Consider the following 13,129-nt stretch of genomic DNA (forward strand, 5'->3'; position numbering starts at 1 on the left):
TTGAAAAATAGAATTAATCCATTGGCAGTTAATTTGTTATATTCCTATAAGTATCGTAAATTTAAAGTAATAAAAAGGTGACCTTTTTATATGTGTATTGTCTAACTAAAATCTGATTGTTATGAAACAAAAGGTTCCAGTTGAAGAGATTATGACTAAAGAGCTCATCACTCTTACTTTATCCGATAGTTTATATGATGCAGAGAGATTGTTTAAAAAACATAAAATAAGACACATCCCTATCGTTAAGGGGGATAAATTAATAGGAGTGCTAAGTTATTCTGATTTGATTAAAATCAGTTATGTCGATGTGGTCGAGGATGAGTCAGAAGACATGCCTTCTGTAGTCTATGACTTATATTCTATAGAACAACTAATGGCTAAAGTAGTGGTAAGTGCCTTACCTACAGCAACAGTAAAAGAGGTAACAGAAATACTGTCAAAGCAGAGCTATCACTCTATACCGATAGTTGATCAGCTAGGACATTTAAAAGGAATAGTGACTACTACGGATTTATTGAAGTACTTCTTAAAACAGTATTAGTGTCATAAAGATAAGATAGGTGTGACTCTATCAGGATAATATAAAGCAGGATAAATCGGTCGAAAAGAATTTATCTTAATATCTAAATGAACTTTATTCATCATTAGTTATGAATAGAGTTCATTTTTTTATACCCCCAATTTGTTTGGAAATACACATTTTGTGAATTTATAGGGTAACATGATGTTTTTATATAATACTTACAGATGTTTGTTGATACTATTTTATATATTAAGATATAAAAGTTTATTTAATGTATAAATGCTTAAAATAATAATAAAATGTTATTTATTTTTGTGTTTTAATACGGTAAGTGCTAATTTAGCTCATGTGTTACAATAGTATTACAAATATGAAAAGAAGAACAATGTTTGATTTTGCCAAAACGATATTAGAGAATGTAAGTTTTGATCCAAAGTTATTTTATAAGGAATTGCAAAAAGCAATTCAGAATTTATTACCATACGATTTAGATCAGTTAAAACAGTGGGTTAGCGGTTATGTTCAGGAAAAACCAGAACTACATCAATCCTTAGAATTACTGAACGCATAAGATAAAAGCACTTCCATAGGAGATGCTTTTTTTATAAGATCAACTCATTGCAGAAAATGAAATTATTGAAATATTTATTTAATAAAATTCAGTCAATTTATTCAAATTATGAGAATCAGATATTAATTGCTAAAATTGTATTAAAGTCTGAGGGAAAAACGGGAAATACTTTTCAAAATGACTATGTTTACTATGTAGTAAGATAAAAAATTACAGATATGAAAACACGTTTAATGTTTGATTTCGCAAAAACTATACTTGAGAATGTAAGTTTTGATCCAAAGTTATTTTACAAAGAACTTCATAAAGCTATTAATCAATTATTGCCTTATGATGTAGATCGCTTAACGAAATGGGTGAATGGTTATGTTCTAGAAAAACCAGAACTTCAAGAATCTTTAAATTTAATTAACGCTTAATTATAACTAAAAAGCACTTCATTCGAAGTGCTTTTTTTATGAGCGTTAGTGATGTACTTTCGATACATTATGTAACGATATAGTTCTTATCAGGTGTCATCAGCTCTGGTAGAGGCATTTCCGATATTTCACTTAGAGAATAAGCTATATTAGCACACATCTGATCTAGAGCAAGGTCGTTTTCTTCTTCTCCGAATGGCTCTGCTATCTCTGCTACTACAGCGTCTAGTGCGATAAAGGTATACGCTACGAAGGTCACAAAGAAGGGCATAGTCCAGACAATAAGATCAATTAATCCAAACGGAAGTATAAAGCAGTACACATAGACTGTCCTGTGTAGAATAACAAAGTATACAAACGGAATTTTAGTATGTACGATACGTTCACATGCACCTAATACTATGGATAGTTCATCGATATTCTTGTCTATCCTAGCTTGTGTGATAGTATCTAGTCTACCTGCACGCTGCTGTGTAGCTATCCATTTCGTTAATTCATTAAGAATATACGCAGGTTTAAATTTCTTAGTCAGCATTTCTTGATATACCTCTTCTTTCAGGTACTGACGTATCTCTTCATAGTCTGTCTTTTCTCTCAGTTGTTTATTTAAGAGATAGCAGAAAGCAATAATAAGTTTGATCCCCTCTTGTTTTTCCTTTTTAGAGAACGAAGGGCTTTCGTCTATATAGTTTTGAATCTGAAAAGCAAGCGATCTAGAGTGTATCACTAGGCTTCCCCATTGTTTCCTTCCTTCCCAGAAGCGATCATAAGCCGCATTATTACAAAATCCTAAGAATATCGCTAGCGAAATACCTACTAAGGCAAACGCTCCTACATTAAGTGGGATTATTACATCAGGGAATAGGTAATGAGCAAAATAGACAATCCAAGAGAATATAAAGATAGCCAGTAGCGTTGGAAATATTTTTTTAAGGACAGACCCCTTCCATATAAAAAGCATTTGTATGATATGCTTTTTGTGTCTTACTATCATATTGTTGAGTTTTGATATAAGAGCAAAGTTAGTTTGGGATTCAGTCTTAGACAAATAATCCTTGTGAAATTAATAAAAGCAATCGTTAAAAAATAGAATAATGGACTGACTATAAGGTTTGTGTAAAATAATATTGTTGTAATTAAGGGGTGAGGTACCTATACTTTAGAGGTATAAAAAAAGCTACTTATTGTAGATAAGTAGCTTAATATGATGTCCTCTAAAAACATCAAAACAACAATATTTTATATCTAAATGTATCTCTTCTTTAGAGATAGTACATAAAGATTGCATATAAATTGCTTTATATGTATGTAGTAAATATAGAAAAAAGTTTTGTTTTTAACAATTTTTTTGAACCTTTAATTGGATTTATTGGTATTCTTTTTTATAATAAACTATGAATCAGTAAAGTAAAATATGATTTTTTAATAGTTATATTGTATTATGTCTTATTTTGCATAAGATATAACTGTAAAATCGTTACTTTCGCATCAAAATAAATTTAAGATTTAAGTAAATGAGTAGTAAACACGACAAAGTAGAGAAGCCAATCACGTTATTTCAATCGCTAATTCCTGTTGTTATTTTAGTAGGATTATTAGCTATTAATGTGTTTGTATTCCGGGATGACGCCTTGTCTGGTACGAATCAGTTTATCTTATTAATAGGTGGTTCTATTGCTACTGTTGTGGGTATCTTTAATCATGTAAGTTACGATAAGGTGATCACGCAGATTATTAATAATGTTAGAGATACCTCTAGTGCTATCTTTATTTTATTATTAGTAGGAGCCTTATCGGGTACTTGGCTTTTAAGCGGGATTATACCTAGTATGATTTATTACGGGTTACAGATTTTACATCCCGCTATTTATCTACCAGCCTGTCTGATCATTACTTCTATTATATCTATAGCTACAGGTAGTTCATGGACTACATCTGCTACAGTAGGGATAGCGTTAGTAGGGATAGGTAATGCGATAGGGATGCCTATAGGGATGATAGGAGGAGCTGTGATATCAGGAGCTTATTTTGGAGATAAGTTATCCCCATTATCTGATACGACTAACCTTGCTCCAGTGATGGCAGGTACAGACTTATTTACCCATATCAGATATATGCTGTACACTACAGTACCTACTTATATCGTTACGTTAGTGCTGTTCTCTGTGTTAGGGGTATTATATGGTCATGGAGGAGATGTAGATACATCAGTGACTTTACAGGCTATAGCAGATACATTTAATATCACACCTATTTTATTTATAGTACCAGTATTTGTAGTTTTTTTGATCGTTAAGAAAGTACAGCCTATAGCAGCATTATTGATAGGAACACTATTAGGAGGAGTATTTGCACTGATTTTCCAGCCAGACATCGTAGTCGCAGTATCAGGTGGAGATACATTTAATTTTTATAATGCGTATAAAGGTGTTATGCTAGCACTGACTACAGATATCAGAATCTTGTCGCCATTAGAGAGCCTGAACGGCTTGTTTGAAGCAGGAGGGATGGCAAGTATGTTGAATACGGTTTGGTTGATTTTATGTGCTATGTTTTTTGGTGGAGCGATGGAAGCTATTGGAGCATTACAGAAGATCTCGATGGCACTGTTGAATATTGCTAATAATGTATTCGGGTTATTTGCAAGTACAGTAGCTAGTTGTTTAGCGATTAATGTGATGACATCAGATCAGTATCTATCTATCGTGGTACCAGGTAAGATGTTTTCTGACGCTTATAAGGCAAAAGGATTAGCACCAGAGAATCTGAGCCGTACATTAGAAGACTCAGGGACTGTGACATCAGTATTGATCCCTTGGAATACTTGTGGAGCATATCATTCAGGAGTATTGGGGATACCTACGATGACCTATCTACCGTATGCATTTTTTAATTATTTGAGTCCATTTGTGACCTTGTTATATGCAGCATTTAATTATAAAATTAGAAAGATAGTGAATAAGGCATAAGACATACCTTATATATTATAGAGAAAAGGGGCGATAAACTTAGGTAGTACTAAGCTTATCGCCTTTTTTCATTGCTTATTTTTTGATTCATTTTTGGAGTGGTCGACTTGTGATGGGAAGGTTATCGCATAGTGGTCGCATACTTTTAGCCCTTTTTTATGCGACCACTATGCGATAAGTATCCGATAAGTATGCGATCACTTCTGTAAAAATGAATAAAAGATGAGAAAATTAAAGACTTGGATGATGAGGTGGAAATTATTTTGTTATAGAGAAGCTAGGGAAGAAAGTGATGCAGAATAAATATACAGATCTATAAAGGAGCTGATATACTATAGATTATAATAATATTTAGGTTTATTAATATTATTATAACATGCTAAGATTTCCTAGTTCTATATAAAATGACTATCTTTAGACATGTCTAAACTAATCAATAGACAATGCAATGTAAGTATAGATTTTATTTATGTTAGAATAAAAAACAATAATCAAGATTAATAGATTATCGTATTTACTAGCCTTACATTTGTAAAAGAAATCAAGAAGGATTATTAACTTTAAAATAAATTATTATGTCTTTAGTAGGTAAAAAATTTCCAAACATCACAGTAGACGCAATGTCTGAAATGGGAGATGATTTAAGAATCAACATTTTCGAAGAAGCAACAAAGAACAATAAAAAAGTATTATTATTCTGGTACCCAAAAGACTTTACATTCGTATGTCCTACAGAATTACACGCTTTCCAAGCAGCTTTACCAGAGTTTGAAAAAAGAAACACTATGGTGATTGGGGCTTCATGTGATACTAACGAAGTACACTTCGCTTGGTTAAACACAGCAAAAGACAATGGTGGAATCGAAGGAGTTACTTACCCAATTATCGCAGATACTCAAAGAAACTTATCATCAGTATTAGGAATCTTAGATGTAGAAAACGAAGTATATAATGAAGAATTAGATTCAGTTCAAATCGAAGGATCTAACGTTACATATAGAGCTACTTACTTAATCGATGAGACTGGAAAAATTTTCCACGAATCAGTAAACGATATGCCATTAGGAAGAAACGTAAATGAGTACATCAGATTAATCGATGCTTACGCTCACGTACAAACTCATGGTGAAGTATGTCCAGCTAACTGGGAAGAAGGAAAAGATGCAATGAATGCTGACAGAAAAGGTGTAGCTGAATACTTAAGCAAACACTAAGAAATAAACCAGGTTACTAACCCAAAATTTAAAAAAAATGCTTTTAGAACTAGATAAAGATAATTTACAAGAAATTGTAAATTCAAATGAAAAAGTGGTTGTTCAATATGCTGCATCTTGGTGTGGTAATTGTAGAATTATGAAGCCTAAATTCAAAAAATTGGCTACAGAGAAAGAAAACATGACATTTGTAATTGCAGATGCTGAGAACTTCCCTGAGTCAAGAAAATTGGCTGATGTAAGCAATTTACCAACTTTTGCTACATTCGTAAACGGTAAGTTAGTTAACCAAACTCAGACAAATAAAACTGAGGTGTTACACGAATTAGTAAACGAAATTGTATAATTTCATAAATCTGATATAGAATGAAATTACCAGTGATAAGACAGTTATCTCAATTCATTGCAGATAACGACCAAGATTATATTATAGAAACGCTAGAAGTGTTAGAAAACCTAACAGAAGTGCCTTCTCTTAAGGATGAGGAACTAGATGTGATCGGTGAACTTATTTCTAATATGTATGGGGCTCTAGAGGTTCAGAAACTTGTAAAAGAAGGAGCTACCCAAAAAGAAGCGTTGAATACCTTTATGCAAAGAGTTTTAGGATCGATAGATAAATAAAACTCTCTTTATAAAATTTTTAAGGACTGTACTCTTAGTACAGTCCTTTTTTTGTTTTTAGGGTTAAATAAGACTGTAGTCCAATTCTAGAAGACTGCATACGAGAGCTTCATTGATTATATATTTATTACATTTAGGTTTTGCTAATATATCTATCAGTATTTAGCATTATATTCTATCGAATTTTACTTATTTTTGTGTAACCTAAAAAATAAAACAATATGGCGACTGTAACATTAAAAGGTAATGCTATCCAAACTATCGGAACATTACCAGGATTAAATACAAAAGCTCCTGAATTCAATTTAGTAGGAGGAGATTTAGCTGATAAAACATTAGCAAACTATAAGGGAAAAAGAGTAATCTTAAACATCTTCCCTAGTGTGGATACACCTACATGTGCTACTTCTGTAAGACATTTTAACCAAGATGCTTCTAAACTAGAGAATACAGTAGTATTATGTGTTTCAAGAGATTTACCTTTTGCACAAGGGCGTTTCTGTGGAGCTGAGGGTATTGCGAATGTAGAGATGTTGTCTGATTTTAGAGACGGACAATTTGGAAAAGATTATGGGGTGCTGTTTACAGACGGACCTTTAAAAGGATTGTTGTCTAGATCTATTGTTATCTTAAACGAAGAAGGTACAGTAATCTATACAGAACAAGTGGCTGAAACAGCTGATGAACCAAATTATGAAAAAGCTATCGCTGCTTTAAAATAAGGGTTTTATATACATAGACTGCTAGTATATTGAATGATTTACTAGCAGTCTATTGTTATAAAAAGAATTAGGTTGAAAACAATATAGCCATATTGTCAATAAAAAAGGAAATGGAAAAAGAAAATACAACAAAAAAGAAAACTACAAAATCAACGAGTACGGCCAAACGATTTGATACAACGATACATATCAATAGCCGATTCTTAATCACTATACTGTTAATCATCAGTGGTATCGCACTAACGTTGAGTTTTATATCCTATTTAATCACAGGGATAGAAGATCAGAGTAATTTAGAATTATTAGGAGATAGACAGGCTGAGGTGGCTAACTGGTTAGGTAAACTAGGGGCATATCTAGCTCACCTATTTGTATATCAAGGCTTCGGAGTAGCGTCTTTCTTTTTTGCAAAGTTATTAGTTCATTCAGGTATTTATGCCTTTTTCACTATACCAGCTAGAAGAATCAAGAAAGTGATTTTCTGGGACTTGTTCTCAATGTTATTGCTATCTGTTTTCTTAGGTTTTTTCTGGAGCAGTAATCCTCTTTTAGGAGGGACAGTAGGATATGAGTTAAATCTGTACTTTGTAGATTATCTAGGTACAGCTGGTACGGTATTGTTATTGTTATTCTTTGCGATTGCTTTTGCGCTGTTTAGATTTAAATTATCACCTACTTCTATTCGTCAAGGATTAGAAGGGTTACCAGCGTTCTTTAAGAAGTTTAAAAAGAAACATATAGAGACTCCTGCTGACTTCGATAATAATGGACAAGCAAATCAGGTAAATGCAGAACCTGTAGCAGTAGCGAATAAGGAGGTAGAAGCACCGTCTGCTAAGCAGGAAACACCTGTTAAAGAAGAAGACTTTAGTATCTATGAGCAACCAGAGTCTCCTAAGTCTGCTATAGTAGAACCAAAGAATATTAAACCGACGATAGAACATAGCTCTGAGTTAGTATTAGATCATAAAAATCCAAAGCCAAACGTAGAGAAGGTAGAATCTGTGACTGCTAAGGAAGCAGGTGCTAATGACTTCGTTATTGAAGAAATAAAAGACGAAGGAAGTTTAGAAGAGAATCTAGCGGCTAGATTGGTTCAAGACTTTGGAGAGTTTGATCCTACATTAGAGTTGTCTAATTATCAGTTTCCTTCTATTGAATTATTGAAAGAATACAGTGGTTCTGGAATTACGATTAATCAAGAAGAATTAGAAGAGAATAAGAATAGAATCGTAGACACCCTGCGTAACTATAAGATCGATATTGCTCAGATTAAGGCTACTGTAGGACCTACTGTTACACTATATGAGATCGTGCCAGAGGCAGGTATTCGTATTTCGAAGATTAAGAACTTAGAAGATGATATTGCTCTTTCTTTATCTGCATTAGGTATCCGTATTATTGCACCCATACCAGGTAGAGGAACGATAGGTATCGAAGTACCTAATAACAGTCCTTCTATTGTGTCCATGAGAAGTGTGATAGCTTCTCCTAAATTCCAAAGTGCTGAAATGGAGTTACCAGTGGCACTTGGTAAGACGATTTCGAATGAGACCTTCGTAGTAGATTTAGCAAAAATGCCTCACCTTCTGATGGCAGGGGCTACAGGACAAGGTAAGTCTGTAGGACTGAACGCTCTATTGACATCGCTTCTGTATAAAAAGCACCCAGCCGAAGTGAAGTTCGTATTAGTTGACCCAAAGAAAGTAGAATTAACTTTATTTAATAAAATAGAACGACATTATTTAGCTAAATTGCCTAATTCGGAAGATGCTATTATAACAGATAATACGAAAGTTATTAATACGCTGAATTCTCTGTGTATAGAGATGGATAACCGTTATACGCTACTAAAAGATGCAATGGTTAGAAACATCAAGGAATACAACGAGAAATTCAAACAGCGCAAGTTAAATCCTGAGAATGGACACCGCTTCTTGCCTTATATCGTATTAGTAGTGGATGAGTTTGCAGATTTGATTATGACAGCAGGTAAGGAGGTAGAGACGCCTATCGCACGTTTAGCTCAGTTGGCTCGTGCTATTGGTATTCACTTAATTATCGCTACACAGAGACCATCTGTAAACGTTATTACTGGTATTATTAAAGCGAACTTCCCAGCACGTGTAGCTTTTAGAGTTACTTCTAAAATAGACTCTCGTACGATCTTAGATCAGCAGGGTGCAGATCAGTTAATCGGTAGAGGGGATATGTTGTACACACAAGGAAATGATTTGGTACGTGTACAGTGTGCTTTTGTAGATACTCCAGAGGTAGAAAAACTAACAGAGTACATAGGGGCACAAAAGGCTTATCCAGAGGCTTATATATTACCAGAATATGTAGGTGAGGAGGGAGCTAGTAATTTAGATGTGGATATTAGTGAGAGAGATCCTCTGTTTAAAGACGCTGCAGCTATCATCGTTACAGCACAGCAAGGGTCAGCTTCATTGTTACAAAGAAAGTTAAAACTAGGTTATAATCGTGCAGGTAGATTAATTGATCAGTTAGAGGCTGCCGGTATTGTAGGGCCTTTCGAAGGAAGTAAGGCACGTACAGTGAATATACCAGATTTGATGGCTTTAGATCAGTTTTTTGATAATGAAGAAAACAACAATTAAAGAAATAGAATGAGAAAGATTATTGCACTTATAGGAATAGTACTATTTGCTTTTTCAGCAAATGCACAGAGTAGTCAACGAGCTAAGAATTATTTGTTAGAAGTAACGAAGAAGATAAATGGGTATGAGAATATCTCAATCGACTTTTCTTTTAATCAAAAAGGGGCTAATAAAGACTTCGATGGCAAAGGACATCTGGATCTAAAGAAAGACCTTTATAACCTGACATTTATGGGAATAAAGAAGATATATGATGGCAAGAAGATATATACTATCTCGGATGAAGATGAAGAGGTGACAGTCTCTAAGTTTAATGAGAAAAATGCAGATGGAATATTGCCTTCTCAGATGCTGACTTTCTTTAATCAAGGATATACATTTCAGTGGGATATTCTACAGAATGTAGATGGGAAGAAAGTACAGTATATAAAACTAATACCTACGGATAAAAAATCTGTTATAAAAGAGGTATATCTAGGGATAGATACGGCAACGAAAGATATCTATAACAAGATTCAAGTAAATAAAGACGGTTCTAAATCAACACTGACGGTTAATTCTTTTAAAACAAATCAGTCAATGTCGAAAAATCATTTTACCTTTACACAGTCGTTGTACCCTAATTATTACATCAACAATATAGATTAAAGATTTAAGTGAAATTACTTGACCGTTATATTTTAAAAAGCTTTATATCGACGCTGCTAACAGTGTTCGCTATTTTATACTTTATTTTTATCCTACAAGGGGTGTGGTTATTCATCTCAGAATTAGCAGGAAAGGATCTTGATTTGATCGTGATTGTTCAGTTCTTACTGTTCTATTCACCTAAGATGGTACCCTTGGTATTGCCCTTGTCAGTGCTATTAGCATCTATTATGACCTTTGGTAGCTTTGCAGAGAACTATGAGTTCGCAGCGATGAAGGCATCAGGAATCTCTCTTCAGAGAGCGATGCGTCCATTGTCTATATTCATATTTATATTAGCAGGAGTATCATTTTGGTTTGCGAATGATGTTATTCCAAAGGCGGAATATCGTTTTTTAAATCTTCGAAAAGAAATTATTCAAACAAAACCAGCTATGGCAATAGCCGCTGGGCAGTTTAATGATTTAGGACAGGTCAACATTAAGGTAGATAATAAGACTGGAGATAAAGGTCAGTATTTAGATAATGTAACGATGCATGTCAAGTCTAGTTCTGGATATGAAAATAAGACGGTGATTAGATCAGTAAATGGAGAACTAGAAACAGAAGAAACGTCTAATATCTTAAAGCTTCACTTATTCGATGGTAACTACTATGATGATGTAGTAGCGAAGAACTATGAAGAACAGAAGAAAGAGCCGTTTATCAAAACTTCTTTTGAAAAATATACGATGAATATTGATTTGAGTAGTTTTCAAGATGAGGGGAAAGATGAGGATAAGATTACCAATACGTATGGTATGCTGAATATAAAGGAGCTAAACTATACGATAGACTCTCTTCAACGATCTATGAATGTAGAGAAAGCATCTAATACAGATAACCTAACTTTGAGATTAGGAAATCTGTTGTCTATGGAACGACAACCTTCTAGTAATGATACTATTGCAAAAATAGAAATAGCGGATGCTGACTTAATAAAGGATTTTTCTTATGATAATCAGAGTAGAATCTTACAGTCAGCGATAGATTATACGAATAACATTAGCTTTAATACAGAGAGTAATGACCTTTCTATATTAAATCAAGTAAAGAAGATAAATGATCACTGGTTAGCTCTATACGAGAAGTTTGTGATTGCCTTTTCGTGTTTCCTGATGTTCTATATTGGAGCACCATTGGGAGCTATTATTCGAAAAGGGGGGATTGGTTTGCCAATTGTATTTGCAGTAGGTATCTTTATTACTTATCACTTTATAAATACTTTTGGAAGAAAGATGGCTCAGGAGGATGGAATTATCCCATTCTTTGGAGGGTGGATAGGATCTTTAGTTCTTACTCCATTGGCTATATATTTAACGTATAAGGCTACAAGGGATAATGGAGATGTTAGCTTTAGTCTATCGTTAGATACATTTAAAGATTTATTTGTTGCTTTAAAATCAAAAAGACAACAAAAAAAGAAATAATACAAAACAACAAAATACAACTATAATGTCACATAATCACATTCAATTAAACACTATCGAGGAAGCTATTGAAGATATCAAAGCAGGAAAAGTAATCATAGTGGTAGATGATGAGGATCGTGAAAACGAAGGCGATTTTATCGCTGCTGCAGAAATGGTTACTCCAGAGATGATCAATTTTATGGCCACTCATGGACGTGGACTTATTTGTGCTCCCCTTACTAAAGAGAGATGTCAAGAATTAGACTTGCATCCGATGGTAACTAATAATACTGTACTTCACCAGACAGCATTTACAGTATCTATAGACTTAAAAGGACATGGATGTACGACAGGTATCTCTGTATATGACCGTGCTAAGACAATAGAATCATTGGTAAAAGAAGAGACTACAGGAGAAGATCTTGGTCGTCCAGGACATATCTTCCCATTGATTGCTAAAGAGGGTGGTGTACTGAGAAGAACAGGGCATACTGAGGCTGCAGTTGATATCTCAAGACTGGCAGGGTTTAAACCAGCAGGTATCTTAGTAGAGATTTTAAATGAAGATGGTTCTATGGCTAGACTACCACAGTTAATGGATGTAGCGAAGAAATGGGACTTAAAAATTATATCTATTGAAGCTCTTGTGGCTTATCGTATGAAGCACGATAGCTTAATCGAAAAGAAAGAAGACTTCGAATTAGAAACTAAATATGGCACTTTTAGATTAAGAGCGTATCAACAGAATACAAATGGACAAGTGCATATCGCTTTGACTAAAGGAGATTGGAATGCTGATGAGGCTGTTTTAACACGTATTAATTCAACGATCGGTAATAATGATATCTTAGATGCCTTAAGTGGTAAATTAAGCATTCGTATGGAGAATACGTTTGCTAAGATTAACGAAGGGGATAAAGGAACGATCTTATTTATTAATCAAGAAGATCACAATGCAAGTCTTTTAAATAGATTAGCTGTACTTAAAAACTCTGGAGCGAAGTTAGATCTTGATACACCTAAGTTATCTGGAGATGAAAAAGACTTCGGTATCGGAGCGCAGATATTACATGACTTAAATATTTCTAAGATTAAGTTGTTGTCTAATTCTGCTCAAGGCAAAAGAGTAGGGATGACAGGATATGGTTTAGAAATCACTGAATATATCAATTACTAATAGTATAATTAGTTTTTAGAGTTAGAATAAGAAGGTCTTGATAAGTTTTTTACTTATTAAGACCTTTTTTTATTCTTTATAAATATTTCATGCCGAGAGAGTTAGTTTTATTACTAAAAAAAAAGTGTGTTTTTTAGTATATATTTTTTTGCAGAATTGAAGGAAGTGTCTATATTTGCACTCGCAA

Annotated in this window: 13 protein-coding genes; 12 read left to right on the plus strand and 1 reads right to left on the minus strand. The window is 33.7% G+C overall.

The window, feature by feature from the left end; translation table 11 throughout:
- Positions 1 to 121: 121 nt before the first annotated feature.
- From RT228_RS11275 to RT228_RS11285, 3 genes are all read left to right on the plus strand, one after another.
- The gene (locus tag RT228_RS11275) at positions 122 to 544 is read left to right on the plus strand and encodes an HPP family protein (protein ID WP_006258635.1); all 423 of its coding nucleotides are present in this window, start codon (positions 122 to 124) and stop codon (positions 542 to 544) included.
- Between the two features lie 352 nt (positions 545 to 896).
- Positions 897 to 1,097, plus strand: a complete 201-nt coding sequence (locus RT228_RS11280; protein WP_029988608.1) for a hypothetical protein — start codon at positions 897 to 899, stop codon at positions 1,095 to 1,097.
- A gap of 218 nt (positions 1,098 to 1,315) precedes the next feature.
- Positions 1,316 to 1,516 (plus strand): hypothetical protein, encoded by a 201-nt coding sequence (locus RT228_RS11285; RefSeq protein WP_006258632.1) that lies wholly within the window; start codon positions 1,316 to 1,318, stop codon positions 1,514 to 1,516.
- A gap of 67 nt (positions 1,517 to 1,583) precedes the next feature.
- Here RT228_RS11285 and RT228_RS11290 read toward each other — a convergent pair whose 3' ends face one another.
- On the minus strand, positions 1,584 to 2,510 hold the full coding sequence (locus RT228_RS11290) for a bestrophin family protein (protein ID WP_006258631.1): 927 nt from the start codon (positions 2,508 to 2,510) through the stop codon (positions 1,584 to 1,586).
- A gap of 520 nt (positions 2,511 to 3,030) precedes the next feature.
- Between RT228_RS11290 and nhaC the strand changes: the two genes are divergently transcribed.
- The 9 genes from nhaC (at position 3,031) to ribB (ending at position 12,942) form a co-directional block, all read left to right on the plus strand.
- Complete coding sequence (gene nhaC / locus RT228_RS11295; RefSeq protein ID WP_006258629.1) at positions 3,031 to 4,485, plus strand: Na+/H+ antiporter NhaC; 1,455 nt, start codon at positions 3,031 to 3,033, stop codon at positions 4,483 to 4,485.
- A gap of 575 nt (positions 4,486 to 5,060) precedes the next feature.
- On the plus strand, positions 5,061 to 5,699 hold the full coding sequence (locus RT228_RS11300) for a peroxiredoxin (protein ID WP_006258628.1): 639 nt from the start codon (positions 5,061 to 5,063) through the stop codon (positions 5,697 to 5,699).
- Between the two features lie 37 nt (positions 5,700 to 5,736).
- On the plus strand, positions 5,737 to 6,045 hold the full coding sequence (locus RT228_RS11305) for a thioredoxin family protein (protein WP_006258627.1): 309 nt from the start codon (positions 5,737 to 5,739) through the stop codon (positions 6,043 to 6,045).
- 20 nt (positions 6,046 to 6,065) lie between these two features.
- Positions 6,066 to 6,323 carry a DUF6952 family protein gene (locus RT228_RS11310; protein WP_006258626.1) on the plus strand — a complete coding sequence of 86 codons (258 nt, stop codon included), beginning with the start codon at positions 6,066 to 6,068 and terminating at the stop codon, positions 6,321 to 6,323.
- A 221-nt stretch (positions 6,324 to 6,544) separates the two neighbouring features.
- On the plus strand, positions 6,545 to 7,045 hold the full coding sequence (tpx, locus tag RT228_RS11315; protein ID WP_006258625.1) for a thiol peroxidase: 501 nt from the start codon (positions 6,545 to 6,547) through the stop codon (positions 7,043 to 7,045).
- Positions 7,046 to 7,155: 110 nt separating this feature from the next.
- Positions 7,156 to 9,666, plus strand: coding sequence for a DNA translocase FtsK (locus tag RT228_RS11320; protein WP_006258624.1), 2,511 nt, complete (start codon positions 7,156 to 7,158; stop codon positions 9,664 to 9,666).
- A 9-nt stretch (positions 9,667 to 9,675) separates the two neighbouring features.
- Positions 9,676 to 10,314, plus strand: coding sequence for a LolA family protein (locus RT228_RS11325; protein ID WP_006258623.1), 639 nt, complete (start codon positions 9,676 to 9,678; stop codon positions 10,312 to 10,314).
- A gap of 8 nt (positions 10,315 to 10,322) precedes the next feature.
- Positions 10,323 to 11,783 carry an LptF/LptG family permease gene (locus RT228_RS11330; protein ID WP_006258622.1) on the plus strand — a complete coding sequence of 487 codons (1,461 nt, stop codon included), beginning with the start codon at positions 10,323 to 10,325 and terminating at the stop codon, positions 11,781 to 11,783.
- A 25-nt stretch (positions 11,784 to 11,808) separates the two neighbouring features.
- Entirely contained in the window at positions 11,809 to 12,942 is a 1,134-nt protein-coding gene (gene ribB / locus RT228_RS11335) for a 3,4-dihydroxy-2-butanone-4-phosphate synthase (protein WP_313138675.1), read from the plus strand.
- Positions 12,943 to 13,129: the final 187 nt, after the last annotated feature.

The organism is Myroides sp. (assembly GCF_032073645.1).
Taxonomy (GTDB): Bacteria; Bacteroidota; Bacteroidia; order Flavobacteriales; family Flavobacteriaceae; genus Flavobacterium; species Flavobacterium odoratimimum.